We start from the raw sequence: 24,224 nt of genomic DNA, 5'->3' as shown, positions 1-24,224 counted from the left end.
CGGTCGCCCCGGCCGGCGGCTGTGTCGCGGGGCCCTCTTCGGACCCGCGAGCGTTGCGGCGGACTGCTTGGTCCGTGCGTGAGTGTTACGGCGGGCACCTGCGGTCCGGTCGCGACCGTTGCGGCGGACCGCTTCGGCCCCGCGGCCGTTACGGCTTGACCACTCGGCCTGCGAGCGTTGCGGCGGACCGCTTCGGCCCCGCGGCCGTTACGGCGCGACCACTCGGCTCGCGAGCGTTGCAGCGGATCGCCTCGGCCTCGTGGCCGTCACGACGAGGCGCGCGGTGGCCGACCGGCGTCCGGCCGGACCTCGGGCCGGACGCGGCATCGCGGCCCGGGGCCTGAGCCGACCGATGGTGCCGGAGGTGGCCGCGGGGCCTGGGCCGGCCGGTGGTGCCGGAGGTGGCCACGGGGTCCGCGTCAGCTCCTGGGGCCGGTGGCCGGCGGGAGCGGCCAGGGGAGCGCGCCGTTGCCGGGCCCGGACGGTGCCGGGCCCGGCAACGGCGTCAGCAGGTGCCGAGTGCCTTCTTGAGGGCGGTCTTCTCGTCCGCGTCGGCGGTCAGGTCGTAGGTGTGCTTGACCCAGATCCACATGCGGGCGTAGGTGCAGTGGTATCCGCTGGACGGCGGCATCCACTTGGCCGGGTCCTGGTCGCCCTTCTCCTGGTTGACGTTGTCGGTGACCGCGAGCAGTTGGGCGATCTTCAGGTTGTTGGCGAGTTCCTTGCGCTTGTCCTGCGTCCACTTGGCGGCGCCGGAGCGCCACGCTTCGGCCAGCGGTACGACGTGGTCGATGTCCACGTCGGAGGGTTTCGTCCACTTCTGGCCGTCGTAGGGGCTGGTCCAAGTGCCCTTGGTGGGGTAGCAGTCGCTGCCCGTCTCGACGCCTTCGCCGTCCCGTTTGAGGACGGCCTCGCGCGTGTTGCAGTTGTTGCCCTGGTCGGTCCAGTGCGGGAATTTCGAGCGCGAGTAGCCGTCCATGGAGCCCTCGGCCCGCTCGGTGAGGCCGGAGAGCATCGTGGCGGCTTCCTGGGCGCTGGGCGGGGTGGGGGGCTGGGCGGCGGCGGGCGAGGCGCCCAGGGTGAGGGCGACCAGCAGCCCGGAGACGGCCGTCGCGAGGGCGGCGGCCGGCGCGGGCCGGGGTCGACGCGCGTAGCGGCGGGGGCTGGTCCGGTGTGCGTGCGGCATGCGAACTCCCGTTGTGTGGGGGGATGTCGAGCGTCGTGCCGAGAATTGGTGCCGGTGGTGCGCCACACAGCCTGACGGTCGTGTGCACGTCACATCAAGAGCCTGCCCGGGGAACACCCGGGCGCCACACGCGATACACCCACGAGGCGGAAGCCGTACGGGAGTTGGCCACCCGCGCACTCCTCACCGGTCTCGTCCGGCACATGAGCCCCACACGTCCCGGCCGGGACGTGGCGTACGGCACCCCGGCGGACGATCGCGGCGCGGCGGCGGTATCGCGTACCCTCGTGAGCGTCTGAAGGGGAGTAGCTCTTCGCCGGACCGTCGACACACTGGCCCGCCACGCGCGGGCCCGGCGCCCGGAGCGAGGTGCCCGCCACACGGTGGCGGCGCCGCGCCAGCGAGACCTTCGGCCGCAGTGTCCGCGTCCGTGCAGCCGTGCACGGGCAGCCCATGACGCTGCCGTGCCGAAGAGTGCTCAAGCGGTGCGGCAGCCCCGACCACGGAGGAACCCCGTGCTCAGCCTCACCGTCGCCGCCGTCGTCTTCGGCGTCGTCTTCCTCGCCGAGCTGCCGGACAAGACCGCTCTGGCCGGGCTGATGCTCGGCACCCGCTACCGCGCCAGTTACGTCTTCGCCGGAGTCGCCGCCGCCTTCCTGGTGCACGTCGTGCTCGCCGTCGCCGCCGGCAGCGTCCTCACCCTGCTGCCGCACCGGCTGGTGCAGGGCATCGTCGGCATCCTCTTCCTGATCGGCGCGGCCATGCTGCTGCTCAAGAAGGATGACGACGAGGAGGAGCAGGTCCGCAAGCCCGCCGACCAGTCGTTCTGGAAGGTCGCCGGGAGCGGGTTCATGCTGATCCTGGTGGCCGAGTTCGGCGACCTGACGCAGATCATGACCGCGAACCTCGCCGCCCGCTACGACGACCCGCTCTCGGTGGGCCTCGGCGCCGTCCTCGCCCTGTGGGCGGTGGCCGCGCTGGGCATCCTGGGGGGCCGCACCCTGATGCGGTACGTCCCGCTGCGGCTGATCACCCGCGTCGCCGCGCTGCTGATGCTGGGCCTGGCCGCCTTCAGCCTGTACGAGGCCCTGGCCTGAGGCGGGACCCGGCCCGGGCCCGCCGGCCCGGGCCGGGCACCGTCCCCGCGGGTCCCCCCAACGGCGGCGGCCGACGGGCCGGGGCGCGGCCGTGGCCCCACCGTGGAGGCATGAGCGGGGAAGACGCGGCGGCACCGGCGGCCTCCGGCACACGCGGAGTGCTGCTGCCCATCGGTGCGCTCCTGCTGGGCCTGCTGCTGGCCGCGCTCGACCAGACGATCGTCGCCACCGCGCTGCCCACCATCGTCAGCGACCTGGGCGGCATGGAACACCTCTCCTGGGTGGTCACCGCCTATCTGCTGGCGGTCACGGCGGTCACCCCGCTGTGGGGCAAGCTCGGCGACCAGTACGGGCGCAAACGCCTCTTCCAGACGGCGATCGTCATCTTCCTGGCCGGCTCCGCGCTGTGCGGCATCGCCCAGAGCATGGGGCAGCTCATCGCGTTCCGCGCCGTGCAGGGGCTGGGGGGCGGCGGACTGATCACCCTGTCCATGGCGATCGTCGGCGACCTGGTGCCGCCCCGGGAGCGCGGCCGGTACCAGGGGCTGTTCGGCGCCGTCTTCGGCACCACCAGCGTGCTGGGCCCGCTGCTGGGCGGATTCTTCACCGAGCACCTGGACTGGCGGTGGGTCTTCTACATCAACCTGCCCATCGGGGCCGTCGCCTTGGTGGTGATCGCCCTGGCGCTGCACCTGCCGGTGAGCCGGCACCCGCACACCATCGACTACCTGGGCACGGTCCTGATCGCGGCCGTCGCCACCTGCGTCGTCCTGGGCACCTCGCTGGGCGGTACGTCCTGGCCGTGGAACTCGGGGCAGACCTACGGGCTGGCCGTGCTGGCCGCCGTGCTGCTGGCCTGCTTCGTCGTGGTCGAGCGGCGGGCGGCGGAACCGGTGCTGCCGCCGAGCATCTTCGCCGTGCGCAACTTCACGCTGAGTGCGGCGATCAGTTTCGTCGTCGGCTTCGCCATGTTCGGCTGCATGACCTACCTGCCGACGTTCCTCCAGGTGGTGCACGGGATCACGCCGACGATGTCCGGCGTCCACATGCTGCCGATGGTGCTGGGCGTGCTCGTCTCCTCCACCGTGTCCGGCCAGCTGATCACCCACACCGGGCACTGGAAGGTGTTCCCCGTCCTGGGCACCGCCGTCACCACGGTGGGGCTCGTCCTGCTGCACCGGATGACCCCCGGCAGCTCCGAGTGGGAGATGGGCACCTACTTCGCCGTCTTCGGGCTCGGCCTGGGCATGGTGCTCCAGGTACTGGTGCTGGTGGCGCAGAACGCCGTGCGCTACGCCGACCTGGGCGTGGCCACCTCCGGCGTCACCTTCTTCCGCTCCGTCGGCGCCTCCGTCGGCGTCGCGGTCTTCGGCGCGATCTTCGCCTCCCGGCTCGGCGGCAAGCTGGCCGACGCCCTGCGCGGCATGCGGCTGCCCCGGGGACTGACGCCCGAGGCGCTCAAACACGACCCGCACTCCATCGGCCGGCTCCCGCCCCCCGCCCGGCGCGGGGTACTGGACGCCTACTCCACCGCCATCACCGACGTCTTCCTGTACGCCTCGCCGCTGGCCGCCCTCGCCTTCCTGCTGACCTGGTTCCTGCGCGAGCAGAAGCTGCGCCGCAGCGTGCAGGTGCCCGACGAGAGCGAGACGCTGGGCCCCTGCCCCGTGGACCGCACCTCCGCCGACGAGGTCACCCGCGCCCTCTCCCGGCTCGGCACCATCGAGGGACGGCGCGACCTGTACGCGCGCACCGCGCAGACCGCGGGGCTCGACCTGGCACCGGCCGCCACCTGGCTGCTGCTGCGGGTGCACCACGACGGACCGGTGGAGCCCGCCCTGCTGGAGGACACCGGTACGGTGCCGCGCCGGGTCGTCGCCGACGGCGCCCGGGAGCTGGAGGAACGGGGCCTGGCGACCAGGGAGGGCCTGGAACTGGTGGCGACCGCGCGTGGCGAACAGGCGGCGCGGGCCCTCTCCGACGCCCGGCAGCAACTGCTGGCGGACCTGCTCGGCGACTGGTGGACCCCGGACCGGCCCACCGACCTGACGGAACTGGTGCGCCGGCTCAACGAGGAGACGGGCGGTACGCAGCCGCCGCGGGCCGCCTAGCGGGCCGGGCCGGCCCCCTTGTGAGGTTCTCCCCACGCGCTTGACCCTGACCGACCTGGACGGCGTATGGTCCACCACTGGACAGTTGCTGGCGATTCGGGCACGGCCGCCGTGAGCCCGACGACGGGGCGGTGCCAGGGGAGGGGTCGGGATGACGGGGGACGAACGCTGTCCCGAGTGCGGGGGAAGCACTCCGGCGTGCGGACACGGGCCCCGGGCCGCGTCCGGGCGCGGCACCCGCGAGGACGGGGGAGCACACCCGTGGCGGCAGGACACCGGACCGTCGCCGAACCCGGTGGACGGCGCGGAGGCGCACGACCGTGAGCAGCACCGGGCGGCGCCCGCCCCGGAGCGGTACCGGGCGGCGCACGCCGGGGGAGAGGGCGGAGTGGCGCACGGCCAGGAGGACGACGGAGCGGCGCGCGCCCCACAGGAGGCCGAACGCCCGCAGGACGCCGTACCCCCACAGAGCCCAGTACCCCCACCGAGCCCCCACGTCTCGCAGAGTCCAGGAGCCCCACAGGACCCCAAAACCCCACAGGCCCCCGAAGGGGGAGGAACCGGGCGTCCCCCGGAAGAGGGCGGAGCGGCGCACCCGGCGGACGATCCGCTGCACATACGTCCCTACGTGCGGCTGCACGAGGCCGGGACGGCCGCCGCGGCGGACACCCCGCCGGAACCGGACCCCGCCGCCGAACCGCCCCGGGTGACCCTTCCCGGCGTGGGCGACGGTCAGAGCCCGCCGCTGCCGGACCTGTCGCCGTTCGCGGCGCACGGCACGGAGGAGACCGCCGAACTGCCCGCCGTCGTCGGTGACGGTGGCCGGGCCCGCGGCGACCGCCGTACCCGGGCCGGCCGTCGCACGGGGGACGGCACGGGGGAGACCGCCCCGCCGTCCGGTTCCGGCGCGCCCGCCGTGCACCGCCGCCCGCAGGAGCGCCGCAGACCGAGCACGGCCGTCTTCGCGGGGGTCGGGGTGGCCGCCGTACTCGGTGCCGGCCTGCTGACGACGCAGATCCTCACCGACCGGGGCGGCCACAGCGAGGACGGCCGCGCCCTGCGGACCCTGCCCACCGACGCCCCCACCCACGCACTGCCCACCGCCTCCCCGTCCCAGGGGCCGACGGCGCCGCCCAGCGGTCCGTCCGCCTCCGCACCGTCGCGCCCCGACGCCGGGGGCACCGCCCGCGCCGACCGGGACAGCGACGCACACGTCGCGCCTCCCTCGCCGTCCCGCAGCCCGGAGGCCTCCCCGTCCCGCCGCGACAAGGGCGAGGACCGGGACGACGAGCGCGGGGACCGCGGGAGGCCGGACCGTACCTCCGGCGGCACGCTGCGCCCCGGCGACTCGGGCGCGCAGGTCGCCGAGTTGCAGCGGCGGCTGAAGGAGGCCGGGTTCTACGACCGCGACGCGGAGGAGGACGGCGTCTACTCCACCCGCGTCCAGGAGGGCGTCTTCCGCTACCAGGCGCGCTACCACATCCAGGACGACACCCCCGGCGACTACGGCCCCGCCACCCGCCGTCATCTGGAGGCCCGAACCTCCGGGTGAGGAGGGGGCACGGCCGGGCGAACGGGGCTGGCCGGGTGCTGCCCCCGGTTTGTATGATGAAGAAACAAATGGTTCCGCCCGTGCCCCTCGCCCCGCTGCGGGCCGCGCGCCCGGTGGGCCGCGCCGTACGGGAGGGGCGTCCCTGACCGGCGGGCGGGCCATCTGTTTCTCGTCCGTCACCCGCGCGTACCCGTCGGGCCGTACGCCGGCCGTGCCCCAGGGAGCCCCGCATGCCCACACCGCCGATCACCGTTCGCGGGCTGCTGCTCGACATGGACGGCACCCTCGTCAACTCCGACGCGGTGGTCGCCCGGGTCTGGCGGGGCTGGGCCGTCGAGCACGGACTCGACCCGGAGGAGGTGCTGCGCGTCGCCCACGGCCGCCAGGGGCACGTGACGATGGCCACGCTCCTGCCGGACCGGCCCATGGAGCGCAACATCGCCGAGAACCGGGTGCTGCTCGCCGCAGAGAACGCCGACACCGAGGGCATCGTCCCCGTGCCCGGCGCCCCGGCCTTCCTCGCCGCGCTCCAGGATCTGCCGCACGCCCTGGTCACCTCGGCGCCGCCCGACCTGGCCTCGGCCCGGATGGTGGCGGCCGGACTGCGGATGCCGCAGGTGCGGATCACCGCCGCGGATGTGAGCGCCAGCAAGCCCGACCCGGAGGGCTTCCTCAAGGGCGCCGCCGAACTCGGCTTCCCGGCGGCGGACTGCGCCGTCTTCGAGGACTCCGCCGCGGGCATCGCCGCGGGTCTCGCCGCCGGGATGCCGGTGGTCGGCATCGGCCCCCGCGCCGCCGAGCACGGCCCGACGGTGCACGTCCCCGACCTGGAACACGTACGGGTGACGCCCCTGTCGGACGGCCGCCTGCGCCTCACCTTCACGGACTGAGACCGGACTTCCGGTAATGGGCCTTCCGGGAATGGGGCCAGACCTTCCCGGAGCCGGGCCGGACCTTCCCGGAACGGGAGCGGCCGGCCCGGAGAGGATGCGGGCCGCGCCGCCCGCTCGGGGCGGCCGGGGCCGGTGGCGGGGCGGCGCTCGCGCGGGTCACGCGCTCACCGCGTCACTTCTTGGGCGGGGCCTGCTGGACGACCTCGAACGACCAGACCTCCGAACCGGTCGCGGCCGGCCTGGGGCGCTCGGCGCCGCCGTCGGTGCTCTCGGCGGCCGTCCCGCCGCTGTCGTCGCCCTTGCCGCGCTGGTGCGCCTCCTTCATCGGGCCGTTCATCCACGCCTGGAAGGACTCCTCGTCCCGCCAGCGGGTGTAGACGAGGTACCGGTCGGTGCCCTCCAGCGGGCGCAGCAACTCGAACCACTCGAAGCCGTCGGCGCTCTCCACGAAACCCTTGCGGGCCCCGAAGCGCTCTTCCAGCACCTCACGCTGCTCGGCCGGTACGGTCAGCACGTTGATCTTGACGATGCTCATGGGCCCATCCTGCCTCACCCGTCGGGGCGGTCCGTGCCCCGGCGGGTGGCTTGTCCTGGTCTGGTCAACCGACCGGACACGGCTGTCAGGTAGCGAGTAGGTTTCTCGCGTCTGACCAGAAGGGCCGCCGGCGAGCACCGCGCGGCTCCGGGCGAGAGCGGGAATCCGGCGGGGAAACCGGACCGGCGGACAGGACGGAGACGGCGGGGCGTGGCGGCGGAGACGGTGGCGGACGGGCCCAAGGGGCCGGACCGGGGCGGAAAGTGGGGCCCGGACGGGAGCGGCCCCTGGTGGCGGGCTGTCCGGCAGTGGGGCCGGCTGGGGCCGCGCTCGGGCCTGGCCCTGGCGGGCCTGTGGGCGCTCGCCCTCGCCCTGGCGGCCCGCCAGGTGGCCGCCGTGCTCCGCCTCCCGCAGGAGGAACGGCTCGTCGACCTGTTCACCTGGCTCGGCGACAACGGCGTACTGCGGCTGCACGGCTCCCTCTACGACGGGAACGAGCCGTTCACCGGCACGCCCTTCGCGGGCCTGGTACTCAAACCGCTGACCCGCGCCGCCGAGCAGGGCCTCGGCGTCATCTGGACGTTCGGCACCCTGCTGCTGGTGGCCGCGCTGGGCATCCTGGCCGCCAGGGCGCTGCCCGGACCGGTCTCACGGCGTACCGCGCTGTGCGCCCCGCCGGCCGCGCTCATCCTGCTGGCGCTCTCCGTCCCCGTGCGCAACACCTTCCACCTGGGCCAGACCAGTGTGCTGCCGATGCTGCTGGTGCTCGTCGGCTGGCTGCTGGGCGGTGCACGCGGCGAGCGGGAGACCACCGCCGGGACCGCCGCTGCGGCGGGGGCGGGGGCCGTCGTCGCACGCCCCGCCGCGCCGCTGGGCGCCCGGACGAGCGGGCTGCTCATCGGCATCGCCTGCGCGCTGCAGCCGGCGACGCTGCTGTTCCTGCCGCTGCTGTGGTTCACCGGGCGCCGCCGGGCGGCGGTCGCCGGCGCCGGTACGTTCCTGGTCTGCACGCTGGCGACCTGGGCCGTCATGCCGGACGACTCGTGGACGTACTGGATTCACCACCTCGCCGGCACCGGCCTGGGCGATCCGGCGGACGCCACCGCCAACCAGTCGCTGCACGGCGTCCTGCTGCGCGCCGGACTGCGCGGACCGGCCGAAGTGGTGCTGCTGGTGGTGCTGGTGGCCGGGATCGGCTGGCTGGCGCTGCGCCGCGCCGTGCGCTACGCCCGGGACGGGCAGTGGCTGCTGGCCGCCGCGATCACCGGCTGCGCCGTCGTCCTCGCCTCGCCGGTCGCCTGGCAGCACCAGCAGCTGTGGGTCCTCCTGGCCGTCGCCGGCCGCGTGGGGCGGCGCACCGGGGACCGGCTGGTGTGGCCGGTGTTCGTCGCCATGGTGATGACGCTGGACGGCAGCGCACTCGTGCCGAAGATAGCCGTCTTCGGGTGGCTCGGTGACAACGCGGTGCTGCTGGCGGCCCTGCTGGCGGCGTGCGTCATCCCCTTCCTGCGCCGGGACGCGGCCGGCTGGGACGCGCCCGAGCCGATGACCGCGGGCAGCCGGCCCAATCTGATGCTGGAACTGCTGCTGATCCGCGTCTGGTACTGGGCGTACTCCTACGTGCGCGGGCACGCCCCCGACTCCCGGTCCCTGGCGGAGGGCCACGGCGACCAGATCATGGCTGCCGAGTCGTTCCTGCACATCGACATCGAGCACACCTTCAACAGCCTGGCCGTCCGCACCCCGTGGCTGCGCCACGCGTGCGACTTCTACTACTCGACCTTCCACTTCCTGGTGCCCATCGCCCTGCTGGCCTGGCTGTACGTACGCGGCGCGGGCCGCTACCGGGGGGCTCGCACGGCGCTGGGCTGCGCCACCCTGCTGGGGCTGGTCGGGTTCTGGCTGTACCCGCTGGCGCCGCCGCGGCTGATGCCGGGTGCCGGCTTCGTGGACACCGCGCACGGCCCGCAGGACCTGTCCAACCCCGACTTCGGCGCGTTGACGGAGCTGTCCAACCAGTACGCGGCGATGCCGTCGCTGCACGTGGGCTGGTCGCTGTGGTGTGCCGTGATCGTCTTCCTGCTGACCCGGAACGTCTGGCTGCGGACGCTGGGCGCGCTCTACCCGCTGGCCACGACGTTCGTGGTGATGTCCACCGCCAACCACTACGTGCTCGACGCGGTGGGCGGGGTACTGGTCGTCACGGTGGGATTCGCCGCCCAGCGGTGGTTCGACAGGCTGCGTGCCCGCCGGGCACCGGCCGCCCGCGACGCCGGGTCCGCCGCCACCCCCGCACCGCAGGACGGCACACCGGACGAGGAGGCGACCGCCACCGGAACCGCCGCCGCCGCGGGCCGGGCCCCGAGTCCGGACGGCGGCACCGCCGAGGGGGAGGTCCCCCGGGCGCGGTCCGCGGCACCGGGGGAGGACGGCGTCAGCCGTGCAGCTTCAGCCCCTTCACCGCTCGGTCCACCGCGTTCCGGGGACCGTACAGCCCCAGCCCGGCGAGAGTGAGTTTGTCCGCCTCGACGGCGCGGACGACGGCACGGTTGTCCGCGTCGTTGCCGGTGGCGAACATCTCGTCGGTGTAGACGGCGGTGGCCAGACCGCGGCCCAGGGCCCGCCGGTGTGCGGTGGCGAGCCCTTCCGCGTCGGCGGCGAAGCACAGTACGGGCTCGCGCACCAGCGGCAGATAACGGTTGTCCGAAGCGTCCTGGTACGGCTCGCCCATGACGGTGTCGGAGGCGTGGGCGATACCGCTGGCCAGGAAGGCGGTGACGTTCAGCTTCTGCCAGTCCGCCAGGTCCGCGCGGACGACCACGGCGATCTTCGTGTCGTAACGCATGCCCTCACCCTGGCCGACGCCCCCGCCGCCCGTCTTGAACGCTGGTGCGCACCCGGTGAGCAGGACCGTGCGGCCGGGGCCGGGCGGGCCGGCGGGACGGGGCGCTGGCAGACTGGCCGTCATGGCAGGGCGCGACCGGGCTCAGGAGCGGCCCGGCGGGAGCGCGCCGGGGGACTGGGTGCGCTACTGGCGGGACCCCGACCGCCCGCTGGAGGCCATGCGCGCCCACTTCACCGGGCACGTCTTCCACCGGCACAGCCATGACGCCTACTCGTTCGCCGTGACCGAGACGGGCGCCCAGCGCTTCCACTGCCGGGGCGACGACCACACCAGCGGCGCGGGCATGGTGATGGCCTTCAACCCGGACGACCCGCACGACGGCGAGGCGGCCGTCCCGGCGGGGTTCACCTACCGCATCGTCCACCTGGGCCCGGACCTGGTGCGCTCCGTGCTCACCGACGCGGCCGGCCGCCGGGCTCCCATGCCGCTGTTCCCGCAGCCGGTACGGGAGGACCCGGTGCTGCGGCAGGCGTTGCTGCGGCTGCACGCGGCGCTGCTGGGCGGTGCGGCGGCGGGCCCGCTGGTGCGCGACGAGCGGCTGACGGAAGCGGTACTGGCCATGGTGCGCAGGGGCGCGCGGACCCCGGCGCGGACCATGACGGCGCGCGCCGGGTCGGCGGCGGTCCACCGGGCCCGGCAGCTGCTGGCCGACGAGTGGGCGCAGGAGGTCACGGCCGAACGGCTGGCACAGGCCGCCGGGTGCAGCCGGTTCGCCCTCTACCGGGCCTTCCGGGCCGAACTCGGCATGCCGCCCAGCGACTTCCAGCGGCAGCTCCGGCTGCGCCGGGCCCGCCGGATGCTGGCGGCCGGCGCCACGGCGGCCGAGGCGGCGGCCCACTGCGGCTTCGCCGACCAGGCCCATCTGCACCGCTGGTTCGTCCGCTCCTACGGCATCACCCCGGGGGCCTACGCGCGCGGGCCGCACGCCCCGGGGCGCGAGGCGGACGGTGCCCCGCGCCCGGGAGGCGCTCCGGTGCGCGGGACGGTGCCCCTCACCCGTAGTGGACCCGCAGCTCCTTGATGCCGTTGATCCAGGCGGAGCGGAGCCGGCGCGGGTCGGGACCGGCCAGCCGGATGCCGGGCACCAGATCGGCGATGGCGTTGAAGATCAGGTTGATCTCCAGCACGGCGAGGTTCTTGCCCAGACAGAAGTGCGGGCCACCGCCGCCGAAGCCCAGATGCGGGTTGGGGTCGCGGGTGATGTCGAAGACGTCCGGCGCGTCGAAGACCTCCGGATCGTTGTTGGCGGAGGAGTAGAAGAGACCGACCCGCTCCCCGGCGCTGATCTTGCACCCGCCCAGTTCGGTGTCCTGGGTGGCGGTCCGCTGGAAGGACACCACGGGGGTGGCCCAGCGCACGATCTCCTCGGCGGCGGTCTGTGGCCGTTCCGCCTTGAACAGCTCCCACTGCCCTGGGTGGGTGAGGAAGGCGTGCATGCCGTGACTGATGGCGTTGCGCGTCGTCTCGTTGCCGGCGACGGCCAGCAGGATGACGAAGAAGCCGAACTCGTCGGCGTTCAGGTTGCCCTCGCCCTCGGCGGCCACCAGTTTGCTGACGATGTCCTCGCCCACGCTCCCGCCCCCGCCCGACGGGCCGGCGTAGTGGGCGGGGCACTCCTTGCGGGCCTCGGCCATCGTCATGGCGTACGAGACGAGCTCCGCGGCCGACTGGGTGCCGACCTCCTCCGTGATGGCGTACTCGGGGTCGTCGTAGGCGACCATCTTGTTGGACCAGTCGAAGATGCGGGAGCGGTCCTCCTGCGGGACGCCGATGAGTTCGGCGATGGCCTGGAGCGGCAGTTCGACGGCGATGTCGGTGACGAAGTCCCCGCTGCCGCTCTCCTTCGCGGTGCGCACGATGCGCTCGGCCCGCTCGCGCAGGGCCGTCTCCAGGGCGCGGATGGCGCGCGGGGTGAAGCCGCGCTGCACGATCTGGCGGACCCGGGTGTGTTCGGGCGGGTCCATGTTGAGCATGATGAGCTTCTGGATGTCGATCTGGTCGCGCGTCATGTGCTCGGCGAAGCGGATGACGGCCGTGTTGACGTTGGAGGAGTACAGCTCCGGGTGGGTGGAGACCTCCTTGACGTCCGCGTGCCGGGTCACCACCCAGTACCCGTCGTCCGCGAAGCCGGCCACGCCGTGGGGCTGGCGGTTCCACCACACGGGCGCCGTCTCGCGCAGCAGGGCGAACTCGGGGAGGGGGACGCGCTCTTGGTAGACGTCCGGGTCGGTGAAGTCGAACCCGTCGGGCAGCGCGGGGCAGGAGGACATCGGCAGCAGCTCCACTCCGTCTGACGACCCATCAGAACCGTGCCGAAGGTAGTAACGGGTTCTACAAGTGGCAAGGCTCACGGCGTGAGAACTTGCGTACGGAGCGTGCACCGGACTCGTGCACGCCCCTTGCGCCGCGGGGAAGAGGCTCCTCACACTGTCCGAGGAACTAGAACGCGTACTAGTTGTGCTGGTGGCGAGCCAGCCGGGCTGGAGGACAGGACTCATGGCCGCCGAACCCGTCATCGTCGAAGCGGTACGCACCCCCATCGGCAAGCGCTCCGGCGCCCTCGCCACCCTGCACCCCGCCTATCTGCTGGGCGAGACCTACCGCGAACTCCTCGGCCGCACCGGCATCCACGCCGACTGCGTCGAACAGATCGTCGGCGGCACCGTCACCCACGCCGGCGAACAGTCGATGAACCCCGCACGCAACGCCTGGCTCGCCGTGGGCCTGCCCTACGAGACGGCCGCCACCACCGTCGACTGCCAGTGCGGCTCCTCCCAGCAGGCCAACCACATGGTCGCCAACATGGTCGCCGCCGGCGTCATCGACATCGGCATCGGCTGCGGCGTCGAGGCCATGTCCCGCGTACCGCTGGGCAGCGGCTCCAAACACGGCCCCGGCAAGCCCTGGCCCGACGAGTGGAACATCGACCTGCCCAACCAGTTCGAGGCCGCCGAACGCATCGCCCGCCACCGCGGCCTCACCCGCGAATGCGTCGACGCCCTCGGCCTCCTCTCCCAGGAACGCGCCGCCCGCGCCTGGGCCGAGGAACGCTTCAAACGTGAGACGTTCGCCGTCCAGGTGCCCACCACCGAGGAGGAACAGGCCGCCGGTCAGGGCATGTGGCGCTCCGTCGAACGCGACGAAGGACTCCGCGACACCTCCATGGAAGCGCTCGCCGCTCTGAAACCCGTGCTGCCCGCAGCCGTGCACACCGCCGGCAACTCCTCCCAGATCTCCGACGGCGCCGCGGCGGTCATGTGGGCCTCCAAGCGCATGGCCCGCGCGCTCAAGCTCCGGCCCCGCGCACGCATCGTCGCCCAGGCCCTCGTCGGCGCGGACCCCCACTTCCACCTCGACGGGCCCGTCGACGCGACCCGCGCCGTCCTGGGCAAGGCCGGCATGTCGCTCAAGGACATCGACCTCGTCGAGATCAACGAAGCCTTCGCCTCCGTCGTCCTGTCCTGGGCGCAGGTCTTCGAACAGGACCTGGAGAAGGTCAATGTCAACGGCGGCGCCATCGCCCTGGGCCACCCCGTCGGCGCCACCGGGGCCCGTCTCCTCACCACCGCGCTCCACGAACTCGAACGCACCGACAAGGAGTTCGCCCTGATCACCATGTGCGCGGGCGGCGCCCTGTCGACCGCGACCATCCTCCAGCGCCTGTAGGGGGCTGCGGGGCCGCGGCGGCGCTCAGACCGCGGCGGGGGCCTCCTCGACGGCCGCGCCGCGCAGCAGCGTCCTGGCGGCGGACCGGGCGTGCCGGGCGGGGTCGGGCGAGTCCGTGATGGAGGCGTTGCTCATCGCCCCGTCCAGCAGGACGGCCAACTGGCCCCCCAGCCAGTCGGGGTCGGCGGCGCCCGTCTCGTGAGCGAGGTTGCGCAGATAGGTGCGGACCGCCGTCTTGTGGTCGCGCACCGCCTCGGCGACCGCCTGCGAGTCCGCACCCAGCTCGCCGAACGCGTTGATGAAGGCGCAGCCGTGGAAGTCCGGGCCGTCCACCCACTCGTAGAGCCAGTCGAAGACGGCGAGCACCCGTGCCTCCGGATCGGTGTACCGGGCCACCCGCTCCTCCAGCGCCGTCCGCGCCCACTGGTCACGACGGCGCAGATACGCCTCGACCAGCGCGCCCTTGGAGGGGAAACACTGGTAGATCTTCTTGAGCGAGACGCCCGAGGCGTCCCGGACGCGGTCCATCCCCACGGCCTGCACGCCGTGTTCGTAGAAGAGTGCGTCGGCCGCGCTGAGGATGCGAGCCTCGGTCCCGGTGCTGTCCTCGCCGCTCATCGTCCGCTCTCCCAGCATCTTGAGAACCGTCGTTCTCTACGATACTCTCTCGCTACGGCGGAGAACGCGCGTTCTCCTGCCGCACGGGGGAACGGGGGGCGAAGCATGTTCGAGCACGTCATATCGCCTCGGGCGCGCTTCGAGGAGCCGACGGGGGCCGGGCCGTACGCGGCCCCGGCCGTCGTCGGCCGAACCTGGACGGCGGCGGAGCACCGCACCGGCCCCGCACCCCGCCGACCGCGTACGACACTGCGCGCGTCCGCCTCTGCCGCGGCGACGTTGCTGCGCGCGTCCACCCTTGCCGCGGCGCTCTCGCCGACGGCGTCCCACCGAATACCCCACCGCCGCGCCGGCCGCGCCGGAACCCCCGGGCGCCAGCGCACCGCCCGTACGGGGATACCCGGTCTGCCACCCGCCGCCCCGGCCGCCCTGGTGCAGCTCACCGGCCACTGAACCGCGGGACCGCCGCGCGGCCACGCCGCCGGAGTCCGCACCGCACGCCGCGTTCCTGCCCGTCGGGGTCGGGCAGGAACGCGGCAACCTCCACAGCCGTTCGCTGCGCGACGCTCGGCTCTCCGGTGCCCCGGACTGCCGGAACCGCGGTGCCGGTTGTCCTCGGTGCTGCCGTGCCCCTGCCCCTCGCCGCTCGCGGCGCTGCCCGGCTGGGCACGGGGGTCGGCTAGCTGCTTCCGCCCGGCCGCTCACTGCGGGCCGGCTCGCCGCTTCGGGGCTGTTCGGGGGCTGTGGCCGGCTCGCCGGTCCGGGGCTGCGTGTGGGGGGCCGTGGCCGGTTCGCCGGTTCGGGGCTGTGCGGCGGCCGTGGCCGGCTCGTCGCTTCCGGTCGGCACGGCGGTCGTGGCCGGCTCGCCGCTTTCTGCTCGTCCCGCGTCTTCGGGCCCCTCCGCGAACGCGGGGGGCGCGTCGAAGGCGGCACGCCGGGTGGCCCGGCGCAGCGCCCGCAGCACCGTCCCGCCCAACGTCAACGTGAGCACGACCGTAAGCAGCGCCCGCGGCACGTCCCAGCCGAGAGAGGTGGCCAATACGTATGCCCCGTACCGGGCCAGGTTCTCCCCGAGCGGATCGCCGGGCACGAACGACATCCCCGACCCCAGCCCCGCGATGTACGGCCAGCCCTGCATGTTCATCACCAGGCCGTACAGCAGCGCGGACACCGCCCCGTAGCCGGAGAGGAGCAGCAGCTCCCACCGGCCGCGCACGGTGGCCGGCCCCGGCAGCAACCCGGCACCCATGGACACCCAGCCCATCGACAGCATCTGGAACGGCAGCCACGGCCCGACCCCGCCGGTCAGCAGGGCCCCGGCGAACATCGAGACCGCACCCAGCACGAAACCGAAACCCGGTCCCAGCACCCGCCCGGAGAGCACCATGAGGAAGAACATCGGCTCCAGACCGGCGGTACCCGCGCCCAGCGGTCGCAGCGCGGCACCCGCCGCGGCCAGCACCCCCAGCATGGCCACGGCCTTGGCGTCCAGACCGGTCTCGGAGACGGTCGCGACGGCGACCGCCAGCAGAAGGGGCAGGAGCGCGGCGAACAGCCAGGGCGCGTCCTGCGAGTGCGCCAGCCCGGACGTCCGGTCTGCCAGCAGCGGCCAGGCGAAGGCGGCCACACCCGTGGCGCTGGTCAGCACCAGCGCGGCCAGGGACTTGGGGCCCAGCCGGATCGCCCTGACCCGTTGCGCGGAAGCCCGGGCGGAACGAGGACGCCGCGTACGCGGGCTCACAGCGCCTCCCGGACCTGTCCCACCGTCAGCCACGGCTGAGGCGCAAGGATCTTGGAGACCTGCGGGGCGTACGCGGGGGAGGAGGTCACCACCTCGTGGGTGGGACCGTCGGCCACGGGCTCGCCCTGGGCGAGAACGACGACACGGTCGGCGATCTCGGCCACGAGCTCGACATCGTGCGTGGCCAGCATGAGGGCGTGTCCCGCCTCGGACAGCTCGCGCAACACCGTCACCAGCCGGCTCTTCGCCGCGTAGTCGAGGCCGCGGGTGGGCTCGTCCAGCAGCAGCACGGGCGGCTTCGCCGTCAGGATGACGGCCAGGGCGAGCGTCAGCCGCTGCCCTTCCGACAGGTCCCGCGGGTGCGCGGTGTCGGGAATGTCCGGCAGCAGCCGGGAGACCAGTGCACGGCAACTGCCGGGCTCGGCACCCGCGTCCGCGTCCGCGGCCCGGCACTCCCTGGCGACGGTGTCCGCGTAGAGCAGATCGCGCGGCTCCTGCGGGACGAGACCGGCGTGCCGCAGCAGCTGAGCCGGCCGGGTGCGGTGCGGCACCTTGCCCGCCACGGTGACCCGCCCCGAAGTAGGACGGTGCAGGCCCACCAGGGTGTTGAGCAGAGTCGACTTGCCGGCACCGTTGCGCCCCATCAAGGCCACGGTCTCTCCCGCCCGTACGGACAGGTCCACCTCGTGCAGCGCGGTCACCCGGCCCCGCACCAGCGTGAGCCGGGACACCTCGACGAGCGGGCCGGAGGAAGAGGAGACGGCCGCACCGGTGCGACCGGCGCTTTTGTCCCGCACCTGTGCCCCGGCGTCCTCGGCGGCTTCGGTCCTCCCGCGCCGACTCCGCACCCCCGACGGCTTCCGCCCCGTACGGGCCCGCGGCACCGGTGACGGCGGGGGCGTCTGCGATGCCGATGCGGGCGCCTGCGATGGCGGGGGCGCCTGTGCGGGCGCCTGCGACGGCTGGGATTCCTGCGATGGCTGCGGTTCCTGCGACGGCGGGGGCACCCGTGCGGGCACCGGCGAGGGCGGCAGCCGCGCAGCCAGCCGGTCCCGTAGACCGGTCGCCCGGCGACGGGCGTCCCGTACGGACAACGGCAGCGGATCCCAGCCCGCCAACTGCCCCAGCTCCACCACGGGCGGGCGGACGGGCGAGACCGCGAGCAACGCCGCCGGGTCGCCCAGCCGCGCCCCGCCGTCCGGCGTCAGCAGCAGCACCCGGTCCGCGTACTGCACCACACGCTCCAGCCGGTGCTCCGCCATCAGCACGGTGGTGCCCAGATCGTGCACCAGCCGCTGGACGACGGCGAGAACCTCCTCCGCCGCCGGCGGATCCAGCGCGGAGGTCGGCTCGTCCAGGACGAGAACCCGCGGATGCGGCGTCAGCACCGACCCGATGGCCACCCGCTGCTGCTGGCCGCCGGAAAGGGAGGCGATGGGACGGTCCCGCAGTTCGTTGAGCCCCAGCAGATCGAGGGTCTCCTCCACGCGGCGGCGCATCGTCGCCGGGGCCAGCCCCAGCGACTCCATGCCGTAGGCCAGTTCGTCCTCCACGGTGTCGGTGACGAAGTGGGCGAGCGGGTCCTGGCCCACGGTGCCGACGACATCGGCGAGTTCGCGGGGCTTGTGGGTACGGGTGTCGCGGCCCGCCACGGTCACCCTGCCGTGCAGAGTGCCCCCGGTGAAGTGCGGGACCAGTCCGGAAACGGTACCCAGCAGCGTCGACTTGCCCACCCCGCTGGGCCCGATCAGCAGACACAGCTCCCCCTCGGGAATATGCGCGTCCACCGGGGGCAGCGCGGGAGCCGCCGCCTCGTCGTAGACGACCGACACCTGGTCGAAGCTGATCACTGGTCGTTCTCCTCGTCGTGCTCCCGGCCGCGCAGTGCCCGCACGGACCGGTACGCCCCCTCCTCGCCCACCGCGTCACGGCTGTCGGCGCCCCGGCCTGTGCCCGCGTCCGGCCGGGGGCCTGCTCGCCGTGTTGGGGGCGGGGAAGACGGGAAATTGGTGGGGCGGTTGCGGGTGCCGGTGCTGTCGGAGCCTCTGTGGCGATGGGGGCTACCGGGGCCGCCGGGACCGTCGGTGCCACAGGGACCGCCGGTGTGCCGGGGCGCGCCCCCGGAGCGTGCGGTGTCCGGGGCAGGGGCCACTACAGCGGGCAGCAGACCGAGAAGGACGGCGGCGGCCGGCCAGAGGGGGAAGGCCGGAGCACGCAGCGGTACGGCGGGCGGCACCAGCGCTTCGGGCAGAACGTCCGCCGCGACGATCATGCACACGGCGACAGCCGCGCCGGACGCGGACACCAGCCACGCCCGCGCCGCCCACCGGTCGGGCCGGTAACGGGTCCGGGCCGCCCGCCGGCCGCCCAGCCACAGCCCCGCCAGCGCCAAAGCCAGTCCCGCCACCAGTACCGGCAGACCGAACCCGGCGCCCTGCGCGGCCAGCAGCCCGTACGTGCCCGCGCACACACCGAGCAGCCCGCCCAGCGTCAGCGCGGTGGTGATGTGCCGCACGGCATCCGGGACCTTCGCCGTACGGCCGTAACCACGGGCGTCCATCGCCGCCGCCAGCGCGACCGACCGCTCCAACGCGCCCTCCAGCACCGGAAGCCCGACCTGCACCACCCCGCGCAGGCCCCGGTCCGTGCGCCCCCTCAGCCGCCGCGCCGCCCGCAACCGGCGCACGTCCGCCACCAGGTTGGGCGCGAACGTCATCGCCACCACCACCGCCACCCCGGCCTCGTACAGCGCCCCCGGCAGCGACTTGAGCAGCCGCGCCGGGTTGGCGAGCGCGTTGGCCGCACCGACGCACACCAGCAGCGTCGCCAGCTTCAGACCGTCGTACAGCGCGAAGGCCATGCCCTCGGCCGTCACCCTCCCGCCGATCCGCACCCCGCGCGCCCACTCGGGCAGCGGAACCTCGGGCAGCTCCGCGAGCACATGGGTGCCGGGCACGGGCGAGCCGAGGAAGAACGCGAAGACGAGGCGGATGGTGAGCACCAGCACACCCAGCTTCAGGAACGCCGTGTACGAGCGGGCCCAGGGCGCGTCGGTACGGCGCACCGCCACCACATAGCCGGCCACCACGATCAGCAGGGCCAGGAGCAGCGGGTTGGTGGTGCGGGAGGCTGCGGTGGCCAGCCCCAGCGCCCACAGCCACCAGGCTCCGGGATGCAGAGCGGTGCTCCGGGAAGAGAGCGGCGCACGCAGACGGGAGCGGTGGTCAGCCGCTCGGCGGGGCGTCGCGAGCAGTGCTCTCATGCTGGTGCGGTGCTCCGGGGGTGGCGGGGTGAGCGGTGCGGGCGGGGTGAGCGGTGCTCTTTTTTTGGTGCGGCGCTCGTTCTGTCGGAGGGTGAGCGGTGCTCTCGTTTCTGTGGGGTGCTCTCTTTCTCGGAGGGCGAGCGGTGCATGGGTGTCGTCGGTGTGGTGCCCTCTCCCTTGGGGTGTGAGCGGCGCGGCTCTTGTCGTGGTGCGGGGTTCTCTCCCTCGGGGGGTGAGCGGCGCTCGCGTGTCGGTGCGGTGCTCTCCCCATCGGAGGGTGAGCAGTGCTCGCATATCGGTGCGGTGCTCCGCCGCTGGGTGGGGGAGGGGGTGGGAGAGCGGTGCTCGCGGTGTGGTGCGGTGCTCTGCCCTGTGGAGGGTGAGCAGTGCTCTCGTGGTGGAGCGGTGCTCGGTTGTCCCTTGCTGTGTGAGCGGTGCTCTTTCCGGGGAGCGCCGCCCCAGTGCCCCCTGTTGCGTGAGCGGTGCTCTCGCTACGGAGCGCCGCCCCGGTGCCGCCCGCCATGAGAGCAGTGCTCTCAGCCAAGAGCGCCGCCCTTCCAGTGCCCTCCGCCTTGAGAGCAGTGCTCTCAGGGAAGAGCCCCGCCCCGCGGTTGAGGGCCTGAGCGGTGCCCTCGAGAGCGGTGCCCTCAAGAGCAGTGCTCTCGACATGGAGCAGTGCATGAGCTAGCGCTTCCGGCGTCGGGCCTGCCAGAGCGCGGCGCCTCCGAGGACGGCGATGGCCGCGACGCCCGCGCCCACTCCCAGCCCGGTGGACATGCCGCCGTCGCCACTCGCGTCACCGGCTTCACCACTGTCACCGGCGCCACTTTTGCTGCTGCCGTCACCGCCAGCGTCCGCGCCGTCCGTGTCCCGCTTGCTGCCGCCGACCTGTTCCCCGCAGCCCTTGGCCGGGTAGTGGTCGATGGCGCACAGCATGGAATCGGAGCTGTAGCGCAGCGGGGTGGCGACCTTCGCGAGGGCTTCGGCCGCGGTGGCGTTCTCGGGGACGCGGGCGCAGCGAGTGCGGGATGCGGGCGGGTCCTTTTGCTCGCCGTCGGGGGCGTCGGCGCGGGTGCCGAAGTCGATGCGGACGGCTACGCGTTTGCTGCCGGACCCGGCTTCCACGTCGGCGCACGCCGCGGCGAACTTCGGGGTGCCGCGGGGGCGGGTGGCCTGTGCGGAGTCCTCGCTCAGGGCGAAGCGGAAGCCGATGGTGTCCCCGTCCTCGGGGCGTTGGGTGGCCGGGCCCTCAGTCGCGTAGGACCAGGAACCGTCGTCGCCGCGCAGCCAGAACGACCAGTAGCGGTAGCCGCCGTCCGCCGTGGTGCCGACAGCGGTGCGGGTGCCTGCGGCGACGGATGCGGCGGAGGGGGCGGCGGTGGCCGTCACCGGTGCCGTGAAGGTGACCAGGACTGCCAGGAGGGCCGTCAGCAGCATGGCCGCGGCGTCCGGTATCCGTACCCGCGCCTGCGCCCCGGCGGGGCACGCCCGGCCCCGCACAGCCCCGCCCCGCACGGCACCGGTCCGGCCCCACGCGGCGCCCCTCCGGACGCGGACCCGGCCCCGGACCCGCGTGCCCGGTGCGGCGGAGCTCATAGCTGCTGCCTCTTGCGGCGGCCACTGAGCAGGATGCCGAATCCTGCGCCGACGGCGAGGCCGACGATGATGAAGGCCCACACGGGGATGGTGCCGCCGTCGTCCTTCTTCTCGGAGGAGTCGTCCGAGTCGGGCATGTGGGCCGGTTTCGGGCCGGTGGCGACGAGGCGGGCGAGCAGATCGGTGCCGCCGAGTTCGGTGGGGGACCCACCGGTGGCGCGGGAGGCCAGCATGAGCGAGCTGAGCGCGGACGGGTCGTTCTTGGCCTTGTCCCAGTCGTCGAGGTTGTCGGCCAGCCACTTGAGGGAGGCGCGGGCCTCGGTCCGGTGGCCGTCGGCGGCCAGGGCGATGACGGCGTCGGCCGTGTTCGCGTAGTCGGGCTGCGGCTTCTTCGCTCCCGGCTGGACGGTGGAGAAGTGGCCGTCGTTCTTCTCCAGGGTCGCGGCGAGGTAGGCCGCGCCGGCTCCGGCTGCTGCCTTGCGACCACCGGGTACGCCCTGCTTCTTCCCGTCGTTGCTGTCACCACCGCCGTCAACGTCGCGCTCGCCCTCGTCGCCGGAGGGGGTGCCCGAGGCGCACTTGAGAGGGGTCACCGGCTTGCTCTTGGCGTCCTTCGCGACGGGCTCGACCAGTGTGCCCTTGCCGAGGGCGGCGAGGGTGGCTGCGGCGGTGGCGTCGTTGTTCGGGGCCAGCCTGCCCTTCTTGTCGGGCTGGTAGGCGAAGGCGCCCTGCTGCCCGGGGGCCTCCTCGATGCCCTTGGAACCGCAGGTGAGCTGGAAGGCCAGCAGCGCGTCGTAGGGGTTGGCGCCGCCTTCCGCGGTGGTCTCGGCCGGCTTCTTCCCGGTGGCGTGCAGGGCGCCGATGACGACGGAGGTGGAGTTGGCGTCCGAGGGGGAGCGGGACGCCATGCCCCAGCCGCCGTCCTTGTTCTGGACGGAGACGAGCCAGTCCACGGCTTCGCGGACCTCCTTGCCGCGTCCGCCGACGGCCGCGAGTGCCTGTACGGCGAGGGCTGTGGCGTTGGTGTCGCCCGGTGTGGTGTCCGGGTCGCAGTCGTCGGAGGGGTCGGCGCGGTAGGCGGTGAACGAGCCGTCGGCGCACTGCTGGTCCGTGAGCCAGTCGACGGCCTTCTTCGCCGGTACGGCACCCGCGCCGTCCAGGGCGAGCAGCGCCATCGACTGCCGCCACACCCCGTCGTACTTGGGGTCGGCGTCGCCGTAGAGGCCCGCGGGGAGCTTGGCGGGCTTGACGGCCGGTACGGGACCGGCCGCCGCCGTGCCCGAGGGGGCGGCAGCCGCCACGGGTGCGGCTGCCGCGCACAGCACGGTGGCGGCGGCGAGGACCGTGGCGCGGCGGCGACGCGGTGACATGGCGCTGGCCTTTCGGTGACGGGAGCGGACCGCAGCCGGGCACGGCCGCCCCGCCGCCGGGGGCGCGCGTTCACGCGACCCCGCACCGCGGTGCACCGGGCTCGGCTCCGTAAACCTCGACGGTGCCGGTGGCCTGTCGGCCACGGGAGCCCACCTCCGCCCGGGCGCTCCGGCTCACGGCCGTGGCCGCCGTGCGCGGACGACGACGGCGTTCGCGCGGCGACGGTGGTGGGCCGCTCACGGTTGCGGGTCAGCGCCGGATTCGCACCGGCTTCTCCCGGTCGGAGGTGTTGTTCGTCTGCCAGTCACTGTAGCCGCACCGGCCTGCGGGCGATTCCCTCGCCCTCCGCCTCGCCCTCGGCCCCGGGGGGTCCGGTGCGGCCGGGGTACGGGGCGGCGGGGGTCCGCGGGGCGGCCGGGCGGGAGTCAGTCGGTGGCGCGGTAGGTGACGGGGCTGCTGCCGGGCACGGGCTCGACGCGGCCGAGTTTGACCAGGTGCCGCAGATGGGCCTCGGCCTCGGCGACGGCGATGTTGCGGGAGGCGAACGGGATGCGGTCCCAGGGCCGGTTCCAGCGCATGGACTCGGCGAGCTGCCAGGGGGTGAGAGCCCGTTCTGTGAGCAGTGCTCTCAGATCGGAGAGGCGCTCCGCATGGTGAGCGGTGAGCTCGTCCACACGGGCCCGGGCGTCGGTGAACGCGTACTGGTGGGCGGGCAGTACCTCGGCGGGCCGCAGCCGGGCTATCCGTCCGAGGGAGTCGAGGTAGTCACCGAGTGGATCAGTGCTCTCGTCGCTGTCCGGGTCCTCGTACAGGCCGATGTGCGGGCTGATCGTCGGCAGCAGATGATCCCCGGAGAACAACCGCCCGCCCCCCGCCGTCAGCGCGGCTCCCGGACTCGTCCCCGTCTTCCTCTCCGTCTCCGCCCCCGATCCCGTGGCCGTTCCCGTCGCTGCCGCCCCTGCCGCCCGCGCTCCCGGGTGCTCCTCCTCCAGATGGAGGCAGACGTGGCCCGGCGTGTGCCCCGGTGTCCAGATCGCCCGCAGCCGGCGACCCGGCAGGTCCAGCAGTGCGTTCGGCTCGATATCCCGGTCGGGGACGGCGGCCCGGGCGCCGGGCAGTTCACCGCTCCGGCCCCGGTCGCGGGCTGCGCGCAGCGGCGCCGTGTGCGTGTCGGGCGCTCCCGCGGCGGCGAGTTTCTCGGCCAGGTAGCCGAGCCAGACGCGGGTGTCGGACGTGCGGGTGCGGCGTACCACGGCGGCGTCCGCCGCGTGCATGGCGATCCAGGCGCCCGACTCCTCGCGTACCCGCGCCGAGAGGCCGTGGTGGTCGGGATGGTGGTGGGTGACCAGCACGCCGTGCAGGTCCTGGACGGAGGTGCCGCAGGCGGCGACTCCGTCCACGAGCGTCTGCCAGGAGGCGGGGTCGTCCCAGCCGGTGTCGATCAGTACGGGGCCGGCGTCCGTCTCGACGAGGTGGACGAGGGTGTGGCCGAGCGGATTGTCCGGTATGGGGACGGGGATGCTCCAGATCCCACCCCCGTGATCGGTGACCGGTGGCGGGTCGATTGCCTGCGGCGCGTGCGTCATGGGCGGCGGCTCCCCCGTGTCGGGCGCGAATGCGGCCGGCCGAGGGCCGGCAGAGGCATTGTTCCCTACAACTAGAACTGGTACTAGTTCTGAGGCGCTGTCAGA

Annotated in this window: 19 protein-coding genes; 8 read left to right on the top strand and 11 right to left on the bottom strand. The window is 73.8% G+C overall.

Translation table 11 applies throughout. The annotated features are described in order from the left end of the window. Window positions 1–505 precede the first annotated feature (505 nt). A complete protein-coding gene (locus IO40_RS0105415) occupies window positions 506–1,186 on the bottom strand; it encodes an HNH endonuclease family protein (RefSeq protein ID WP_031174954.1) in 681 nt (226 codons plus the stop codon). 515 nt (window positions 1,187–1,701) lie between these two features. On the opposite strand from IO40_RS0105415, the gene IO40_RS0105410 reads away from it, so the two are divergent. The 4 genes from IO40_RS0105410 (at window position 1,702) to IO40_RS0105395 (ending at window position 6,836) form a co-directional block, all read left to right on the top strand. Continuing rightward, complete coding sequence (locus IO40_RS0105410; protein ID WP_016468770.1) at window positions 1,702–2,283, top strand: TMEM165/GDT1 family protein; 582 nt, start codon at window positions 1,702–1,704, stop codon at window positions 2,281–2,283. A gap of 110 nt (window positions 2,284–2,393) precedes the next feature. Continuing rightward, on the top strand, window positions 2,394–4,394 hold the full coding sequence (locus IO40_RS0105405) for an MDR family MFS transporter (RefSeq protein ID WP_016468769.1): 2,001 nt from the start codon (window positions 2,394–2,396) through the stop codon (window positions 4,392–4,394). A gap of 151 nt (window positions 4,395–4,545) precedes the next feature. Then, window positions 4,546–5,946 (top strand): peptidoglycan-binding protein, encoded by a 1,401-nt coding sequence (locus IO40_RS0105400; protein WP_137034530.1) that lies wholly within the window; start codon window positions 4,546–4,548, stop codon window positions 5,944–5,946. Between the two features lie 230 nt (window positions 5,947–6,176). Further along, the gene (locus IO40_RS0105395; protein ID WP_031174952.1) at window positions 6,177–6,836 is read left to right on the top strand and encodes an HAD-IA family hydrolase; all 660 of its coding nucleotides are present in this window, start codon (window positions 6,177–6,179) and stop codon (window positions 6,834–6,836) included. Between the two features lie 175 nt (window positions 6,837–7,011). Here the strand turns inward: IO40_RS0105395 and IO40_RS0105390 are convergent, their stop codons facing one another. Further along, window positions 7,012–7,374 carry an antibiotic biosynthesis monooxygenase family protein gene (locus tag IO40_RS0105390; protein WP_016468766.1) on the bottom strand — a complete coding sequence of 121 codons (363 nt, stop codon included), beginning with the start codon at window positions 7,372–7,374 and terminating at the stop codon, window positions 7,012–7,014. A gap of 210 nt (window positions 7,375–7,584) precedes the next feature. Here IO40_RS0105390 and IO40_RS0105385 point away from each other — a divergent pair, with 210 nt between their 5' ends. Next, entirely contained in the window at window positions 7,585–9,888 is a 2,304-nt protein-coding gene (locus IO40_RS0105385; protein ID WP_016468765.1) for a bifunctional glycosyltransferase 87/phosphatase PAP2 family protein, read from the top strand. Here IO40_RS0105385 and IO40_RS0105380 read toward each other — a convergent pair. Beyond that, a complete protein-coding gene (locus IO40_RS0105380; RefSeq protein ID WP_016468764.1) occupies window positions 9,809–10,219 on the bottom strand; it encodes a DUF2000 domain-containing protein in 411 nt (136 codons plus the stop codon). The genes IO40_RS0105385 and IO40_RS0105380 overlap by 80 nt on opposite strands. Before the next feature lie 121 nt (window positions 10,220–10,340). Between IO40_RS0105380 and IO40_RS33160 the strand changes: the two genes are divergently transcribed. Next, window positions 10,341–11,300, top strand: coding sequence for an AraC family transcriptional regulator (locus IO40_RS33160; protein WP_016468763.1), 960 nt, complete (start codon window positions 10,341–10,343; stop codon window positions 11,298–11,300). On the opposite strand, the gene IO40_RS0105370 is transcribed toward IO40_RS33160, so the two are convergent. Then, a complete protein-coding gene (locus IO40_RS0105370) occupies window positions 11,272–12,549 on the bottom strand; it encodes a cytochrome P450 (RefSeq protein WP_016468762.1) in 1,278 nt (425 codons plus the stop codon). The two genes, IO40_RS33160 and IO40_RS0105370, sit on opposite strands and share 29 nt — an antisense overlap. Before the next feature lie 226 nt (window positions 12,550–12,775). Between IO40_RS0105370 and IO40_RS0105365 the strand changes: the two genes are divergently transcribed. Next, window positions 12,776–13,945, top strand: a complete 1,170-nt coding sequence (locus IO40_RS0105365) for a steroid 3-ketoacyl-CoA thiolase (protein ID WP_016468761.1) — start codon at window positions 12,776–12,778, stop codon at window positions 13,943–13,945. Window positions 13,946–13,969: 24 nt separating this feature from the next. Here IO40_RS0105365 and IO40_RS0105360 read toward each other — a convergent pair whose 3' ends face one another. Then, on the bottom strand, window positions 13,970–14,563 hold the full coding sequence (locus IO40_RS0105360) for a TetR/AcrR family transcriptional regulator (protein WP_016468760.1): 594 nt from the start codon (window positions 14,561–14,563) through the stop codon (window positions 13,970–13,972). Window positions 14,564–14,668: 105 nt separating this feature from the next. Here IO40_RS0105360 and IO40_RS37505 point away from each other — a divergent pair, with 105 nt between their 5' ends. Further along, the gene (locus IO40_RS37505; RefSeq protein WP_137017289.1) at window positions 14,669–15,016 is read left to right on the top strand and encodes a hypothetical protein; all 348 of its coding nucleotides are present in this window, start codon (window positions 14,669–14,671) and stop codon (window positions 15,014–15,016) included. Between the two features lie 226 nt (window positions 15,017–15,242). Here the strand turns inward: IO40_RS37505 and IO40_RS0105355 are convergent, their stop codons facing one another. The 6 genes from IO40_RS0105355 to IO40_RS0105330 all read right to left on the bottom strand — a co-directional run bounded on the left by IO40_RS0105355 (window position 15,243) and on the right by IO40_RS0105330 (window position 24,119). Then, window positions 15,243–16,304 carry an ECF transporter S component gene (locus tag IO40_RS0105355; protein WP_016468758.1) on the bottom strand — a complete coding sequence of 354 codons (1,062 nt, stop codon included), beginning with the start codon at window positions 16,302–16,304 and terminating at the stop codon, window positions 15,243–15,245. Next, window positions 16,301–18,154: an ABC transporter ATP-binding protein gene (locus IO40_RS0105350; protein ID WP_031028229.1), complete on the bottom strand. Its 1,854-nt coding sequence runs from the start codon at window positions 18,152–18,154 to the stop codon at window positions 16,301–16,303. The genes IO40_RS0105355 and IO40_RS0105350 overlap by 4 nt, the downstream gene beginning before the upstream one ends. Beyond that, window positions 18,151–19,566, bottom strand: coding sequence for an energy-coupling factor transporter transmembrane component T (locus tag IO40_RS0105345; RefSeq protein ID WP_031174951.1), 1,416 nt, complete (start codon window positions 19,564–19,566; stop codon window positions 18,151–18,153). Before IO40_RS0105345 ends, IO40_RS0105350 begins: the two co-directional genes overlap by 4 nt. 684 nt (window positions 19,567–20,250) lie before the next feature. After that, window positions 20,251–21,003, bottom strand: coding sequence for an SCO2322 family protein (locus IO40_RS0105340; RefSeq protein WP_078565701.1), 753 nt, complete (start codon window positions 21,001–21,003; stop codon window positions 20,251–20,253). Window positions 21,004–21,158: 155 nt separating this feature from the next. After that, entirely contained in the window at window positions 21,159–22,532 is a 1,374-nt protein-coding gene (locus IO40_RS0105335; protein ID WP_016468754.1) for an SCO2321 family membrane protein, read from the bottom strand. Window positions 22,533–22,958: 426 nt separating this feature from the next. Beyond that, window positions 22,959–24,119: an MBL fold metallo-hydrolase gene (locus IO40_RS0105330; RefSeq protein ID WP_031174949.1), complete on the bottom strand. Its 1,161-nt coding sequence runs from the start codon at window positions 24,117–24,119 to the stop codon at window positions 22,959–22,961. Window positions 24,120–24,224 lie beyond the last annotated feature (105 nt).

This window comes from Streptomyces albus subsp. albus, assembly GCF_000725885.1.
In the GTDB taxonomy this organism is placed as follows: Bacteria; Actinomycetota; Actinomycetes; order Streptomycetales; family Streptomycetaceae; genus Streptomyces; species Streptomyces albus.
This window is presented reverse-complemented; position numbering and strand designations above follow the sequence as displayed.